General features: G+C 66.0%; 14 protein-coding genes and 1 tRNA gene. 5 read left to right on the forward strand and 10 right to left on the reverse strand.

The annotated features are described in order from the left end of the window. Nucleotide 1 precedes the first annotated feature (1 nt). Genes ACWGPT_RS00395 through ACWGPT_RS00405 form a run of 3 tightly spaced genes read right to left on the reverse strand, consistent with a single transcriptional unit; the run spans nt 2 to nt 3578 of the window. Nucleotides 2–1327: a dihydrolipoamide acetyltransferase family protein gene (locus ACWGPT_RS00395; protein ID WP_452603596.1), complete on the reverse strand. Its 1326-nt coding sequence runs from the start codon at nt 1325–1327 to the stop codon at nt 2–4. 1 nt (nt 1328) lies between these two features. Further along, a complete protein-coding gene (locus ACWGPT_RS00400) occupies nt 1329–2342 on the reverse strand; it encodes an alpha-ketoacid dehydrogenase subunit beta (protein WP_452603597.1) in 1014 nt (337 codons plus the stop codon). 3 nt (nt 2343–2345) lie between these two features. After that, the gene (locus tag ACWGPT_RS00405) at nt 2346–3578 is read right to left on the reverse strand and encodes a thiamine pyrophosphate-dependent enzyme (RefSeq protein ID WP_452603598.1); all 1233 of its coding nucleotides are present in this window, start codon (nt 3576–3578) and stop codon (nt 2346–2348) included. Nucleotides 3579–3809: 231 nt separating this feature from the next. On the opposite strand from ACWGPT_RS00405, the gene treZ reads away from it, so the two are divergent. Further along, a complete protein-coding gene (treZ, locus tag ACWGPT_RS00410; protein WP_452603599.1) occupies nt 3810–5639 on the forward strand; it encodes a malto-oligosyltrehalose trehalohydrolase in 1830 nt (609 codons plus the stop codon). Continuing rightward, complete coding sequence (gene treY, locus ACWGPT_RS00415) at nt 5636–8164, forward strand: malto-oligosyltrehalose synthase (protein ID WP_452603600.1); 2529 nt, start codon at nt 5636–5638, stop codon at nt 8162–8164. The genes treZ and treY overlap by 4 nt, the downstream gene beginning before the upstream one ends. A gap of 221 nt (nt 8165–8385) precedes the next feature. Here the strand turns inward: treY and ACWGPT_RS00420 are convergent, their stop codons facing one another. Then, a complete protein-coding gene (locus tag ACWGPT_RS00420) occupies nt 8386–8574 on the reverse strand; it encodes a hypothetical protein (protein ID WP_452603601.1) in 189 nt (62 codons plus the stop codon). Between the two features lie 46 nt (nt 8575–8620). On the opposite strand from ACWGPT_RS00420, the gene ACWGPT_RS00425 reads away from it, so the two are divergent. Together ACWGPT_RS00425 and ACWGPT_RS00430 are read left to right on the forward strand one after the other, a co-directional pair. Continuing rightward, entirely contained in the window at nt 8621–9976 is a 1356-nt protein-coding gene (locus tag ACWGPT_RS00425; protein WP_452604078.1) for an NAD(P)/FAD-dependent oxidoreductase, read from the forward strand. Continuing rightward, nucleotides 9973–10257 carry a hypothetical protein gene (locus ACWGPT_RS00430; protein WP_452603602.1) on the forward strand — a complete coding sequence of 95 codons (285 nt, stop codon included), beginning with the start codon at nt 9973–9975 and terminating at the stop codon, nt 10255–10257. Before ACWGPT_RS00425 ends, ACWGPT_RS00430 begins: the two co-directional genes overlap by 4 nt. A 52-nt stretch (nt 10258–10309) precedes the next feature. Here the strand turns inward: ACWGPT_RS00430 and ACWGPT_RS00435 are convergent, their stop codons facing one another. The 5 genes from ACWGPT_RS00435 to ACWGPT_RS00455 all read right to left on the reverse strand — a co-directional run bounded on the left by ACWGPT_RS00435 (nt 10310) and on the right by ACWGPT_RS00455 (nt 13489). Beyond that, on the reverse strand, nt 10310–11167 hold the full coding sequence (locus tag ACWGPT_RS00435; protein WP_452603603.1) for an SDR family oxidoreductase: 858 nt from the start codon (nt 11165–11167) through the stop codon (nt 10310–10312). A gap of 160 nt (nt 11168–11327) precedes the next feature. Continuing rightward, the gene (locus tag ACWGPT_RS00440) at nt 11328–11579 is read right to left on the reverse strand and encodes a hypothetical protein (RefSeq protein ID WP_452603604.1); all 252 of its coding nucleotides are present in this window, start codon (nt 11577–11579) and stop codon (nt 11328–11330) included. A 100-nt stretch (nt 11580–11679) separates the two neighbouring features. Continuing rightward, entirely contained in the window at nt 11680–12066 is a 387-nt protein-coding gene (locus tag ACWGPT_RS00445; RefSeq protein WP_452603605.1) for a DUF983 domain-containing protein, read from the reverse strand. Nucleotides 12067–12202: 136 nt separating this feature from the next. Next, nucleotides 12203–12487 carry a hypothetical protein gene (locus ACWGPT_RS00450; protein WP_452603606.1) on the reverse strand — a complete coding sequence of 95 codons (285 nt, stop codon included), beginning with the start codon at nt 12485–12487 and terminating at the stop codon, nt 12203–12205. A 36-nt stretch (nt 12488–12523) separates the two neighbouring features. Further along, entirely contained in the window at nt 12524–13489 is a 966-nt protein-coding gene (locus ACWGPT_RS00455) for an NAD(P)/FAD-dependent oxidoreductase (RefSeq protein ID WP_452603607.1), read from the reverse strand. 322 nt (nt 13490–13811) lie between these two features. Between ACWGPT_RS00455 and ACWGPT_RS00460 the strand changes: the two genes are divergently transcribed. Next, nucleotides 13812–14000 (forward strand): hypothetical protein, encoded by a 189-nt coding sequence (locus tag ACWGPT_RS00460; protein ID WP_452603608.1) that lies wholly within the window; start codon nt 13812–13814, stop codon nt 13998–14000. A 176-nt stretch (nt 14001–14176) separates the two neighbouring features. Here ACWGPT_RS00460 and ACWGPT_RS00465 read toward each other — a convergent pair. Continuing rightward, nucleotides 14177–14253 (reverse strand) — tRNA-Met (locus ACWGPT_RS00465). Nucleotides 14254–14320 lie beyond the last annotated feature (67 nt).

The raw sequence follows: 14320 nt of genomic DNA on the forward strand, positions 1-14320 counted from the left end.
CTCATCCCTCGACGAATATCATGGCGGGCGCTTCCAGCAGCGACTTGAGGCGCTGGACGAAGGTGGCCGCGTCCCAGCCGTCGATCACCCGGTGGTCGAAGCTGGATGACAGGTTCATCATCTTGCGCGGCACGAACTGCGTGCCGTCCCAGTGCGGGCGGACGGCGATCTTGTTGACGCCGATGACGGCGACTTCCGGATGGTTGATGACCGGCGTCGAGACGATGCCGCCCATGGCGCCGAGCGAGCTGACGGTGATCGTCGATCCGCTCAGTTCCTCCCGCTGCGCGGTCCCGTTGCGGGCGGCCTCGCTCAGGCGGGCGACCTCGCGGGCGCAGTCGAATATGTCCCTCGCCTCCACATGCCGGACCACCGGAACGACCAGTCCCGCCGGCGTCTGCGCCGCGACGCCGATGTGAACGCCGCCATGCTGGCGGATCACGCCGGCCTCGTCGTCATAGAGGGAGTTGACCATCGGCTGCTCGGCAACCGCCTTGACGATCGCCCGCATCAGGAAGGGCAGGATCGTCAGCTTCGGGCGGCCCTGCTTCTGCTCGCCGTTGAGGCGGGCCCGCAATTCCTCCAGCGCCGTCATGTCGATCTCCTCCACATAGGTGATGTGGGGGATGCGCGACTTCGACAGCGCCATGCGCTCCGCGATGCGCCGGCGAAGCCCGACGACCTTGATCTCCCGGATCGTGTTGTCGGGTTGCGGCCCGACCCTTGCGGGCGCTGCGCGACCCTGTTCCAGGAAGGCGTCGAGATCCTCATGGGTGATGCGCCCGGCCGGACCGCTGCCGGACACCCGGCGGAGATCGACGCCCGCCTCCCTCGCCCTGAGGCGCACCGCCGGCGATGCCAGCGGCCTTTCGCCCTTGTCGCGTGGCGGTCCGCCGGAAGATGCCGCTGCCGATGACAATGACGAAGCCGGTGCCAAAGAGAATGACGCAGGCGGCTCCGGAGGCTCGCCCTTCCCATCCGGCTTGCGCGGAGCGATCGGCATGTCGGGCGCAGCGACGCCCGCCGCCTCTTCCTCGTCCGCGGCAGGCTCCTCGGAGGGAGCGGTCTCCTCTCTCTCCTCTTCGCCGGCGACCCTTATCTTAAGGATGACCGTACCGGTGGCGATGACGTCGCCGACATCGCCGCCCCGCCACACGACCTCGCCCTCGACGGGAGACGGGATCTCGACGGTGGCCTTGTCGGTCATCACCGCCGCCAGCACCATGTCCTCGCGAACCGGATCGCCCACGTCCACATGCCATTCCACCAGTTCCGCCTCGGCGACGCCTTCGCCGACATCGGGAAGCTTGATCGACTGCGTTGCCATGTTACGCCTCCATCAGGTCGCGAAGCGCCTCCCCGAGCCGTGCCGGCCCGGGAAAGTAGTCCCATTCCTGCGCATGCGGATAAGGCGTGTCCCAGCCGGCGACGCGGGCGATGGGCGCCTCGAGATTGTAGAAGCAATGTTCCTGCACCAGCGCGACCAGTTCGGCGCCGTAGCCCGACGTCAGTGTCGCCTCGTGCACCACCATGCAGCGGCCGGTCTTCCTGACCGAGGCGAGGATCGTTTCCAGATCGAGCGGAACGAGAGACCGCAGGTCGATGATCTCCGCATCGATGCCGGTTTCCTCCGCGGTCGCCTCGGCGACATGCACCATCGTGCCATAGGCGAGGATAGTGGCGGCAGAGCCCTCCCGCCGCACCACGGCCTTGCCGAGCGGTACCGCGAAATAGTCCTCCGGCACCTCGCCCAGGGAATGCCCGGCCCAGGACATGACCGGCCGGTCGTGATGGCCGTCGAAGGGCCCGTTATAGAGCCGCTTCGGTTCCAGGAAGATCACCGGGTCGGGATTCTCGATGGCCGCGATCAGCAGCCCCTTGGCGTCGTAGGGGTTGGAGGGCACCACGACCTGCAGGCCGCAGACATGCGTGAACAGCGCCTCCGGGCTCTGGCTGTGCGTCTGCCCGCCGAAGATCCCGCCTCCGGTCGGCATGCGCACCACCATCGGGCAGGTGAAGTCGCCGTTCGACCGGTATCGCAGCCGCGCCGCCTCCTGGGTCAGCTGGTCATAGGCGGGATACATGTAGTCTGCGAACTGGATCTCGATACAGGGCTTGAGGCCGTAGGCGGCCATGCCGATCGCCGTGCCGACGATGCCCGATTCCGAGATCGGCGCGTCGAAGCAGCGGGTCTTGCCGTATTTCTGCTGGAGCCCCTGCGTGCAGCGGAAGACCCCGCCGAAGTAGCCGACATCCTCCCCGTAGACCACGACGTCCTCGTCGCGGCCCATGGCGACGTCCATCGCGCTGCGGATCGCCTCGATCATCGTCATGCGCGCCATGGCTCAGACCCCCGCCTTCTGGCGCTGGCGCCTCAGATGCGGCGGCATGTCCGCATAGACGCCCTCGAACATGTCGCGCATCGAGGGCCGCCCGCCGGCATGCAGGGTGCCGTGCCGCTCCGCCTCCTTCTGCGCGGCGACCACGGCGTCGCGGATTTCCGCCTCCATCTGCGTGTGGCGTTCCTCGCTCCAGGCGCCGATGCGGATCAGGTGGTTCTTCAGCCGGATGACGGGATCGCCGAGCGGCCATGCCTCCGACTCCTCCTTCGGGCGGTAGGCGGAGGGATCGTCAGAGGTCGAATGGGCGCCGACGCGGTAGGTGACATGTTCGATGAGTGTCGGTCCGATATTGCGCCTTGCACGTTCCGCCGCCCATTTCGCCACCGCATGGACGGCGAGATAGTCGTTGCCGTCGACCCGGAGCGACGGCAGCCCGAAGCCGAGCCCGCGGGCAGCGAAGGTTCCCGATCCCCCGCGGGCGATCCCCTGGAAGGTCGAGATGGCCCACTGGTTGTTGACGACGTTGAGGATCACGGGCGCCCGGTAGGTCGAGGCGAAGACGAGCGCGGCGTGGAAATCAGACTCCGCCGTCGACCCGTCGCCGATCCACGCAGCGGCGATCTTCGTGTCGTTCTTGATCGCCGAGGCCATGGCCCAGCCAACGGCCTGCACATATTGCGTCGCGAGGTTGCCGGAGATCGAGAAGAAGCCGTGCTCCCGGGAGGAATACATCACCGGCAGCTGCCGGCCCTTCAGCGGATCGGCGTCGTTGGAATAGATCTGGTTCATCATCTCGACCAGCGGATAGCCGCCGGCGATCAGAAGGCCCGCCTGCCGGTAGGTCGGGAAATTCATGTCGCCGGGTTCCAGCGCGCGCCGGAAGGCGCAGGAGACCGCCTCCTCGCCCAGATGCTGCATGTAGAAGGAGGTCTTGCCCTGGCGCTGCGCCATCAGCATGCGCTGGTCGAAGGCGCGCAGCAGCATCATGGTCCGCAGCCCCTCCATCAGTTCCTGCGTCGTCAGCGTACCGGCCCAGGGGCCGACCGCCTCGCCCTCGCGGTTCAGGACGCGGATGATGGAGAAGGCAAGATCGCGGATGCTTTCCGGATCGGCGTCGATCTCCGGGCGCCGGACGGAGCCCGCCCGGGGAATGCTGACATGGGAAAAGTCCGGCTTGTTGCCCGGACGCACTTCCGGTTCCGGGACATGCAGACTGAGCCTCGGGGCATCGGTCATTCGCGCTTCTCCCTCCTGAGAACCGACGGGCAGGCGCGTTTCCTCTCCTCGAAACGGGCCTTCCGGTAATCTAGGGCCGACAACGCGGTTGAGCAATTTTGTTGCGTGAGGCGAAACTGCGAATTGCGCGCGCGAATGGCAATTTTCTTGCGGCTTTCGCCGACCCCGCGACAGGAACGGAACCCGAGGCGATTTCACTCGTTTGGCGCACTCTTTCTCGAAGGGTGGCAAATGACTTCCGCTATAGAGCCAGCAGACGAATTCCATGCATATCCCCGCACCTGGGGCGCCGAGTACACCGCCGTCGGCGAGGTCAGGTTCCGGCTGTGGGCGCCCGGCCAGTCGCAGGTGGCGCTTCGCCTCGACGGCAGCGAGACACCGATGACCCGCGACGCCGACGGATGGTTCGAGCTCCTGGCGGTCGGTGTCGCCGCCGGCGCCGAGTATTCCTACGTGCTGGCCGACGGCACCGCCGTGCCCGACCCAGCGTCCCGCGGCCAGAAGGACGACGTCAAAGGACCCTCGCTGGTCATCGACCCGACCTCCTACGAATGGCGCAACAGCGAATGGCGCGGCCGGCCCTGGGAAGAGGCGGTCATCTACGAACTGCATGTGGGGACATTCACCGAGGCCGGCACCTTCCGCGCGGCGATCGACAAGCTGCCGCATCTGGCCGAACTCGGCATCACCGCGATCGAGGTCATGCCGATCGCGCAGTTCGGCGGCAATCGCGGCTGGGGCTATGACGGCGTGCTGCTCTACGCGCCGCACAGCGCCTATGGCCCGCCGGAGGATTTCAAGGCCTTCATCGACGCCGCACATGGCCACGGCATGATGGTCATCCTCGACGTCGTCTACAATCACTTCGGCCCGGAGGGTAACTACCTGCCGCTGCTGGCGCCCGAGTTCTTCCACCCGGAAAAGCACACGCCCTGGGGCGCGGCGATCGCCTACGAACTGCCGCCGGTGCGCAGCTTCTTCGTCGAGAACGCCCTCTACTGGCTGGACGAGTTCCAGCTTGACGGCCTGCGCTTCGACGCCATCGACCAGATAAGCGACGAGAAGTCGGAAAAGGACATCCTCATCGAGATCGCCGAACGTCTGCGGGCCGAATTCCCGGACCGCCACATCCACCTGACGACGGAGGATGCCCGCAACATCACCCTCCTGCACGAACGCCGCGAGGACGGCAGCGTGCCTTTCTTCACCGCCGAGTGGAACGACGACTTCCACAACGCCATCCATGTCTACGCGACAGGCGAGACCGACGGCTACTACAGGGATTTCGCCGGCGAGACGGAACGCCACGTCGCACGATCCCTGGCCGAAGGCTTCGCCTTCCAGGGGGAACTGTCGGTGCATGCGGGCGAGGAGCGCGGCGTCCCGAGCACCGGCCAGCCGCCCGTCGCCTTCGTCGACTTCATCCAGAACCATGACCAGGTCGGCAACCGCGCCTTCGGCGACCGGCTGCTGACGCTCGCCGGGCCCCAGAAGACAGGGGCGCTTCTCTCCGCGCTTCTCCTCTCGCCGCATATCCCGCTCCTCTTCATGGGCGAGGAGTTCGGGGAGACCCGTCCATTCCTGTTCTTCACCGACTTCCACGGCGAACTGGCCAAGGCCGTGCGCGACGGCCGCCGGAGGGAGTTCGCCGGCCACGCCGGGCATGGCCACGAGGACGAGGAAATCCCCGATCCCAACGCGGAGGCGACCTTCACCGGATGCAAGCTCGACTGGAGCAAGGTGACATCGCCGGAAGGCCGCAAGTGGCTCGATCTTGTCCGCGACCTGCTGGCCCTTCGCCGCAAGCTCATCGTGCCGATGCTGGGATCGGCAAGGCAGGCGGGCGGCAGCATCGTTAAGGCCGAGGACGGGCTCGTCGCCGTCACCTGGCTGTTCCCCGACGGCGAGATCGGCATGGCGATCAATCTCGGCGCGGAGGCAAAACCGCTGCCGGTCCTGCCGGGCGACGTGGTCCACCGCCTGCCCCCCGATGCGGGTAAGGACGGACGGCTCGGTCCCGACAGCATCGTCGTCACAGTCGGCGCCGGAGGCAGCCGATGACGATCCCGACCTCGACCTATCGCCTCCAGTTCCGCAACGGAATGACCTTCGAACGTGCCGCCGGGCTGGTTCCCTATCTCCGGCGGCTCGGCATCAGCCATCTCTATGCCTCGCCGGTATTTTCCGCCACCGACGGCTCGACCCACGGCTACGACGTCACCGATGCAAACGAGTTCGATCCCGTGCTGGGCGGCCGCGACGGCTTCCTGAGGTTGTCGGATACGCTGCGCGAGTACGAACTCGGGCTGATCCTCGACATCGTGCCCAACCACATGGCCGCATCGCTGGAAAACCGCTGGTGGCGGGACGTGGTGGAACATGGGCGCGAAAGCCGCTACGCGCGCTATTTCGACATCGACTGGAGCCGGAAACTGACGCTGCCCTTTCTCGGCGACACGTTCGAGGAGGTGCTTGCCAAGGGGGAGCTTTCGGTAAAGCCCGACCCCAAAACCGGAAAACCGGCGATCGCCTATTACGACAGCCACTATCCCCTCACCCCCTCCTCCTACGCGGGACGGGAGGAGGAGGTCCTGGCCGCCTCCCGCCCGCAGGAGCTTGCCGCGCTGCACGACCTGCAGCCCTGGCGGTTGATCTCCTGGCGGGACGCGCCCCGCGATCTCAGCTACCGGCGCTTCTTCGAGATCACCGGCCTCGTCGGCCTGCGGGTCGAGGATCCGGAAGTCTTCGAGGCGGCGCATCGGACCGTGCTGGAACTGGTGCGGGACGGCCGGGTGGACGGGCTGCGCATCGACCACGTGGACGGCCTCGCCGACCCGAAGGGCTATCTCGACAGGCTGCGGGCGGCCGTCGGCCCGGACGTGTACATCGTGGTCGAGAAGATCCTCGGCGAGGGTGAGCAGATCCCCGCCGATTGGCCGGTCTCCGGCACCACCGGCTACGAATTCGTCACCGCGCTCGGCAACGTCCTTGTGGACGGCAGCACGCATGAGGCGCTGACCGCCGCATACCGCAGCGTCGCCGGGGATACGGCGTCGCCGCTCGAAGAACTGCGCAATGCAAAATTGTTGATGGCGAACAACAACTTCGAAGGAGAAGTAAATACACTTCTGAAACTCGCTCGGAATCTACTTGAGGCCGACGGTGATGCGGAAGCCGAACCCGGGGCGATGCATGACGCGCTTCGGGAAATGCTTGTCGCCTTTCCGGTCTATCGCACCTATGCGACCGATCAGGGCCTGCCGAACGAGGGAAAGGTGCTCCTCGACCGTGTCGTGGAGACGGTGCGGACGGGTCCCCACGCTCCGGACGAGCAGGCGCTTTCCTTCCTGCACCGCCTGCTTTCCGGCGAGGCGGGCGGCGACCGCGAGGAGGCCCGCCTGTTCCGCACCCGCTTCCAGCAGATCACCGGTCCGCTCATGGCGAAATCTCTGGAAGATACGCTGTTCTTCCGCAACCACAGGCTCCTGGCGCTGAACGAGGTCGGCAGCGAAGCCGATCCACATCCCGCATCGCTCCAGCGCTTCCACGACGAGATGCGGACAAGGGCCGAGCGTCAGCCGGATGGCCTGTCGGCCACGTCCACCCACGACACCAAGCGCGGCGAGGATGCACGCGCTCGCCTCTACACGATCACCGAGGCCCCGGATCACTGGGCGGAGGCGGTGAACCGCTGGCGGGAGATGAACCGTGCCGCCGTAACGGCGCTGTCGGATGGAGCGGCACCGGAACCGGCCACCGAATGGATGCTCTACCAGGCGCTTGCCGGCGCCTGGCCGACCGATCTTGCCCCGGACGATACGGACGGGCTGAAGGCGCTGGAGGAGCGCTTCCTGCAATATGTCGAGAAGGCGCTTCGGGAAGCCAAGGGGCGCACCACATGGAGCGATCCGGATGACCGGTACGAGGATGCAGTCCGCGCCTATGCGCGCCATCTTCTCTCGCCGGCGAACCTTGAATTCCTGGAGGATTTCCGCGCCACGCTCGAACCTTTCGTCCGGGCGGGGCTCGTGAACGGCATCACCCAGACGCTTATCAAGCTCACCGCGCCCGGCGTGCCCGACATCTATCAGGGCAGCGAGCGGCTGGACCTCAGCCTCGTCGACCCCGACAATCGCCGGGAGTCGGATTTCGAGGCCCTGTCGGCGGGCCTCATGCCCGGCAGTCTCGGGACGGAGGAGGAAGACTGGCGCTCGGGCCGGCTCAAGCAGCAGATCATCTGCAGCGTCCTTCACCTGCGCCGCCACGATCCCCTCCTTTTCCGCACCGGCGAGTACCTGCCTCTCCTCCCGCAGGGCAAGCGGGCGAAGAACCTCGTCTCCTTCGCCAGGCTTACCGAGGACGCGGCGCTGGTGCTCATTGCGCCCCGTCTCGTGCTCGGGGCCTTCCGCCAGGGAGACCGGCGCCTGTCCGATCGCTGGGAAGAGACCGTTCTTCCCTTGCCGGAAGCCCTGCGGGGACGGGCCTATCGGGACGTCTTCAGCGGACGGCGGTTCGATCCGTCCGACAGCCTGCCCCTGGCCTGGGCCTTCGTCGACCACCCCTTCGCGCTGCTCCGCTCCATGTGAGGACAGCACTTCCGGGCAAAGAAAAAGGGCGGCGATCGAGGATCGGCGCCCTTTTTTGGTCTTCGGCTCCTGCGGGTATCAGCCGAGGCCGAGAAAGGACAGGATGGCGAGGACGATAACCACGGCTCCGACGAGCCAAACGATGCTGTTCATGTGTCGCTCCTTCTTGATGCGATATCTTTGGGAAGATGTCTTTGGGAATGTCTTGGGGGAAAGGGTGGTCAGGCAAAGCCCACGAGGTTGAGAATGGCGATGACGATCACGACGGCGCCCACCAACCAGACGATGCTGTACATAGCGTTCTCCTTTGTTTCTCGGGGATGTGAACGGCGGCTCGTGCAAAAGGTTCCCTCCGTCGCAAGGCCGGGAACAATTGGCCGCCGGGTGATGTTGACCATCGTCCCGGCCATGGACGGCAGCCACAAGCAGCCACGAGGGGAGAAGCACGTGCACTCAATGAAGGATCCGAACGCGCCGACGGCGAAGCCCCGGGTAGTCCCTCAGGCAGTCCCTCGGGCGGTCCCCCGGGTAGTCCCCCGGGTAGTCATTGTCGGAGGCGGTTTCGGCGGGCTCGCCTGCGCCCGCGAACTGGGAAATTCCGATATCGACGTCACCGTCATCGACCGGCGCAACCACAACCTCTTCCAGCCCCTCCTCTATCAGGTGGCGACGGCGGCCCTGTCGCCCGCCGATATTTCCGAGCCGATCCGGCGTACCCTGGGGCGCTATCGCAATATCCGCGTCGTGCTGGCGGAGGTCACCGGCATCGACCGCGAGCACAAGCACGTGCTCGTCGATGAAGGCGGCCCGGTCCCCTACGATGTCCTCGTGCTCGCCACCGGCTCCGAATACAACTACTTCGGCAACGAAGACTGGCGGGCCTGGGCGCCGGGCCTGAAGACGATCCACGAGGCGCGCCTGATCCGCCAGCGCCTGCTTCTCTCCTTCGAGAAGGCGGAACTGGCGAACGATCCGGAGGAAAAGAAGGCGCTGCTGACCAGCGTCGTCATCGGCGGCGGCCCGACCGGCGTCGAGATGGCGGGCGCCATCGCCGAGCTCGGCCATTTCATGATCTCGCGGGACTTCCGCCGCCTGCAGCCCGAGCATTTCCGGGTGATCCTGATCGAGGCGGGCCCGCGCATCCTGTCGGCCTTTCCCGAGGAACTGGCCGACTACGCACGGAAGGAACTGGAGAAGGCGGGCGTCGAGGTGCTGACGAACCTCACCGTGGAATCGATCAGCAAGGAGGACGTCGTCGCCGGCGGCCGGTCGATCCGGACCGGCAGCGTCATCTGGGGAGCGGGCGTGCGCGCATCGCCTGCGGCCACCTGGCTCGGCGTCGAGGGAAAGGCCGGCGGGCGGGTCCCGGTCGAGCCCGACCTTGCCGTCACCGGCTGCCCCGACGTCTATGCCGTCGGAGACACGGCGCTCGGCCTCTCGGATGACGGAAAGCCCCTGCCCGCGCTGGCGCAGGTCGCCAAGCAGCAGGGAGAATATCTCGGCAAGGCGCTACGGTCGCGCCTGCTGGAAGGACGGCAGCCGCAGCCCTTTTCCTTCCGCGACCGCGGTAACACCGCCGTCATCGGACGCAATGCCGCGATCTTCGACTTCGGCACCCGGCGCCTCAAGGGGCGTTTCGCCTGGTTCCTCTGGGCGATCGTGCACGTCTACCTGCTCGTCAATTTCGAGAAGCGGCTGCTCGTCAGCATCCAGTGGATATGGCGCTACGCCACCAGCCAGCGCGGTGCCCGGCTCATTGATGAAAACGCCGCTGCCATGGTTCCGGCGTCGACAGAAAGGACGGAAACATGAATACCGCCAATCCCCAGCTGGAAGGCCTCTATCTCGCCTTCGCGGCGATCAACAACCTGCTGGTCAACAAGGGCATCGTCACCCATGCCGAAGTCCAGGAGGCCCTGCAGGCCGCCGAGCAGACCGTGCTCGAGGACGGCAAGCCGCTGACTGTCTCGCTATCCCACCAGAAGGCGGTCGCCTTTCCGATCCGCATCCTTCTCCTCGCCAACGAGGCGGCGGAACGCGGCGAAAGCTTCGACTTCGAGGATCTCGCGCGCGAGGTCGGCCGCCGCACGTAAGCGCAGGTCAGGAAAGCAAGGCCCGGCCTTCCGCAGGCACCGGGCCGCAGCCTCAGATCATCGGCTTGCCGCCGGTCACCGCGATCGTCGCGCCGGAGACATAGCTCGACATCGGGTCGGCGAGCATGACATAGGCCGTCGCCAGTTCGGCCGGCTGGCCGGGACGCTGCATCGGCACCTGCGTGCCGAAGTTCTTCACCTTGTCTTCCGTCATCGTCGAGGGAATGAGCGGTGTCCAGATCGGCCCGGGGGCGACCGCATTGGCGCGGATCTCCTTTTCGGCAAGCATCTGCGCGAGGCCCGCCGTGAAGTTCTGGATAGCGCCCTTCGTCGTCGCATAGGCGAGCAGGCTGGGATTGGGACTGTCGGAATTGATGGACGCGGTATTGATGATCGAGCTGCCGGGCTTCATGTGCGGCACGGCTGCCTTGGTCAGATAGAACATGGCGTGGATGTTGACGCGGAAGGTCAGCTCCCACTCGTCGTCGCTGATGTCGCCGATGTCGGCAAAGGTCGCCTGGTGCGCGGCATTGTTCACGAGGATGTCGATCCCCCCGAACTCGCTCACCGCCTTGTCGACGATCCTCTTGCAGTGCTCGGCCGACTGGATGTCGCCGGGAACGAGAACGGACTTGCGGCCCGCCTTGTCGACCCATCTCCGTGTCTCCTGCGCGTCCTCCTCCTCGTCCAGGTAGGAGATCAGCACATCCGCGCCCTCGCGCGCATAGGCGATGGCGACCGCGCGTCCGATGCCGCTGTCGGCGCCGGTGATGACCGCCTTCATGCCCGCCAGACGCCCCGACCCATTATAGGAATGCTCACCGTGATCGGGAACCGGCTCCATCTTCCTGGTATAGCCGGGCATTGGCTGCTGCTGTTCGGGAAAGGGAGGCCTGGGATAGTGGTTCATGATGTCCTCTCTACCTGGGGGAGCTTTGGGAAGCCTGGGGGAACTTTGGGAGTTCGGTGATCGAACGGTCACGGAGAGGCTAGGTTCCCGTCGGATTGGTGTCCCCGGCATGGTCCGCATGCCATCGCACCGGCGTCGATATCAACGGACGGCGATCGCCTCAGGCGCCGGGCGTCGCCTGTCCGTCGCCGCCGCGAAGCCGCCGCAGCTGCTCGATGATGCGCAGCGAACTGGACGCACGTGCCGCCGAGAAGTCCGAGCTCTTGGACAATATCCGCAGCATGTCCTCCGCCTCGTCGGCAGAGATTGTTCCGCGCGCCGCCAGCCCGTCGATGAGAAGGAGCACCGCCCCCTCGACCGCGAGGGCACGGCGGTGGGTTTCGTCATCGTTCTTGTTATCGACATTCAGCATCGTCAGGCTCCGTATGATTACCTGACGAATTGTTTCGGGCCGGAAAGGTTCCTTGATCCGTTCGGCTCAGGGCGTCACCGACGCGCGCAGGGTCGCCCCGTCAGCGCGGATCGCGGTCGATCCGTCCCTGCTCCGCCTTGTAGAAATACTGGCTGGCGACGAGCCATCCCTTGAGTGGCCGGAGCGGTGGAATGCAGGTCAGCAGGATGAAGGGAAGCGAGGTCAGCAGGTGCACCCAGAAGGGCGGCTGGAAGACGACCTCGATCCATACGGCGAGCGCCACGCTCGGCACGCAGGCGAAGCAGATGACGAAGAAGGCCGGGCCGTCGGCGGGGTCGGCAAAGGAATAATCGAGCCCGCAGACCTCGCATCGGGGCCTGAGCGTCAGGAAGCCGCTGAACATGTGGCCCTGCCCGCAACGGGGGCAGCGCCCCCGAAGACCGGTGGCATAGGGGGACAATGGTGGCCACTGGGCATCAGATGACATTCTGCTTCCTTTCCCGCAATCGCCCCCTTAAACGCCGAAGCCCGCCCGACGGCAAGAGCTTCGTTCGACGCGCGTCAATGTGACCCGCGCGACGCCGGGCGGGGGGCCGGGCGGGAAAGAGGCTGCCGCGGGGCCGCTAGAAATCGTCAAACAGCCCGTCGCGGTAGATGCGCCGCCAGACGAGCTTGAGACTGCGGTCCGGCTGGATCACGTAGCGCTCCACCACGCGCTGGCCGAGCGCATTGGTGAACTGGTGGCTGACCGGGCTGCCGATAGGGGCCTTGGTCAGCCTCGTGCGCGGCTGGCCGCCATAGGTGATGCTGCCGGGAATGGGCTCCAGCCCCGGCCCGTCACCCAACGAACCTGTGGTACAACCGGAAACCATGAGGGCAAGCGTCGCGACCGTCAGGAAATGCCTCATCGCCAACACTCCTTGCTGTGTGCCTGATGATAACCCTCATCTGCTTCGCGCGGTTCCCCGGCCCCGCACGCCCCGCAGACGATTGTGGATGGCAACCGCCGCGATCTCGCCCTGCGCCATCGCGACGCCGAGCTGGTTGAGCCCGGTTACCACGTCCCCCACGGCAAAGCATCCCTCGACGGCGGTCTCCTGGTGGGAGCCGGTGCCGATCCGCCCGTCTTCCTCCAGCGCCGTTCCGAGATCGGCGGCAAGACGCGAGCGCGGCCGAACCCCCAGGGCGGAATAGAGAATGACCCGTTCAAGCCGCGTGCCGTCGCCGAACACCAGCGTCGTCTCGCTGTCTCCCGCCTTCTCCAGCGAGGCCAGCGGCCTTGTGATGACCTCGATCCCCTCTTCGGCGGGCGATGCCTGCCCGTCGGCATGCCATTCCGGTCGCTCCCCGAGTGTGGCGATGGCGATCCGATCGGTGAATGTCTTGAGGAAGCGGGCTTCGGCCACCGCCCGCATGCCGTTGCCGATCACGCAGACCGGCCGCCCGGCGATCTCGAACCCGTCGCAGATGGGGCAGATCCGCAGGTAACCCTCCGCCACCATCCCGCGGGCATCGGCGAAGGGCGGCAGATTGTCCTTGAGCCCCGTCGCAAGCACGATCGTCTGCGCCATCAGCCCCGGATCGGCATCGACCCCGATCCTGAAGAAACCCTCCCTCGTCTTTTCCATGCTGGAAACCCTGGCCCCGACCACAGGCACCCGCAAAAGCGCCAGCTGCGCCCTCATCCGCCCAAGGAGATCCTCGCCCCTGATCCCGCCCGGAAAACCCGGATGGTTGTAGGAGCGGGGGATGAGCGACGCGCGGCTCGCTCCGCCGTCGATGACCAGCGTCCTGCGGTTCATGCGGGCGAGGTATATCGCCGCCGTCATGCCGCCCGGGCCGCCCCCGACCACCACGCAGTTGAACGGCGATCCCGACATGTCGTGCCCATCGGCATCCATGCCTGCCATGCATTCTCCCGACACTGTCTTCTCGCAATCCCTTCCTGGAAACGGCGAGAACTCGCCAGGGACGGTCAGGGTTCCCGGGCCGCCCGGGAGGCCCCCGGGGGGGCCGCCGTCGCCGTCCCCGCAACCGCGGTGGAAGGCCGCCCCTGCGGTGCGTCGCTCCCGTCCCGAATGTTTCAAACTGCTGCGAATTGTACCGCAAACAAAATGCCTTGCGGCGACTTGAATGCGTCGCAACATGAGTACAGGATACATTTCGCATACGGGAAGTGGCCCTGGATGCGTATCCATCAGTGGGATCATCATGCATAGCCCGATAGCAGTGATGGCAAGCAGGCTCGCAAACGACGATACGGTGTGCAGCGAGGAAATCCTCGAGGCGCTCGATTACATGGAACGGAAAATTCAATCCGCGCGCGACGGCTCCAAGCCGCTGCCGATGGCCGCCTTCAGGACGAGATCGCTCCTTTCGGCAGCGCTGAGGCTCCGGCAGGAGGCCGACCATTCGCTCTAGGAAAGAGTGATCCGCGGTGACGAGCCGAAGGATGAAAGCCCCTCCGCCACCTGCACCGGCGGCGCACCCGGCTTCGCGCCCCCGTCACGCCGGTACAGCCTGTTGCCAGGCCCTGGACGGACACGGGAAACGCGGGTCAACGGGACCTGCGAAGAACGTCATCAATGGGGAAAAAATGGTAGCGGGAGAGGGACTTGAACCCCCGACACGCGGATTATGATTCCGCTGCTCTAACCACCTGAGCTACCCCGCCACACGGGTCACCGGCCTTTTATTTTCAGCGTGCTGAAAGGCGGCTCCGTTCGGATGTGCGGCTTATA

Source organism: Pseudorhizobium sp. NPDC055634, from assembly GCF_053618655.1.

What these genes read in the sequence shown, in the direction of transcription:
- ACWGPT_RS00395 (WP_452603596.1), bottom strand. Translation starts at nt 1,327, where the DNA reads ATGGCAACGCAGTCGATCAAGCTTCCCGATGTCGGCGAAGGCGTCGCC.
- ACWGPT_RS00400 (WP_452603597.1), bottom strand. Translation starts at nt 2,342, where the DNA reads ATGGCGCGCATGACGATGATCGAGGCGATCCGCAGCGCGATGGACGTC.
- ACWGPT_RS00405 (WP_452603598.1), bottom strand. Translation starts at nt 3,578, where the DNA reads ATGACCGATGCCCCGAGGCTCAGTCTGCATGTCCCGGAACCGGAAGTG.
- treZ (WP_452603599.1), top strand. Translation starts at nt 3,810, where the DNA reads ATGACTTCCGCTATAGAGCCAGCAGACGAATTCCATGCATATCCCCGC.
- treY (WP_452603600.1), top strand. Translation starts at nt 5,636, where the DNA reads ATGACGATCCCGACCTCGACCTATCGCCTCCAGTTCCGCAACGGAATG.
- ACWGPT_RS00420 (WP_452603601.1), bottom strand. Translation starts at nt 8,574, where the DNA reads ATGGCCGGGACGATGGTCAACATCACCCGGCGGCCAATTGTTCCCGGC.
- ACWGPT_RS00425 (WP_452604078.1), top strand. Translation starts at nt 8,621, where the DNA reads ATGAAGGATCCGAACGCGCCGACGGCGAAGCCCCGGGTAGTCCCTCAG.
- ACWGPT_RS00430 (WP_452603602.1), top strand. Translation starts at nt 9,973, where the DNA reads ATGAATACCGCCAATCCCCAGCTGGAAGGCCTCTATCTCGCCTTCGCG.
- ACWGPT_RS00435 (WP_452603603.1), bottom strand. Translation starts at nt 11,167, where the DNA reads ATGAACCACTATCCCAGGCCTCCCTTTCCCGAACAGCAGCAGCCAATG.
- ACWGPT_RS00440 (WP_452603604.1), bottom strand. Translation starts at nt 11,579, where the DNA reads ATGCTGAATGTCGATAACAAGAACGATGACGAAACCCACCGCCGTGCC.
- ACWGPT_RS00445 (WP_452603605.1), bottom strand. Translation starts at nt 12,066, where the DNA reads ATGTCATCTGATGCCCAGTGGCCACCATTGTCCCCCTATGCCACCGGT.
- ACWGPT_RS00450 (WP_452603606.1), bottom strand. Translation starts at nt 12,487, where the DNA reads ATGAGGCATTTCCTGACGGTCGCGACGCTTGCCCTCATGGTTTCCGGT.
- ACWGPT_RS00455 (WP_452603607.1), bottom strand. Translation starts at nt 13,489, where the DNA reads ATGGCAGGCATGGATGCCGATGGGCACGACATGTCGGGATCGCCGTTC.
- ACWGPT_RS00460 (WP_452603608.1), top strand. Translation starts at nt 13,812, where the DNA reads ATGGCAAGCAGGCTCGCAAACGACGATACGGTGTGCAGCGAGGAAATC.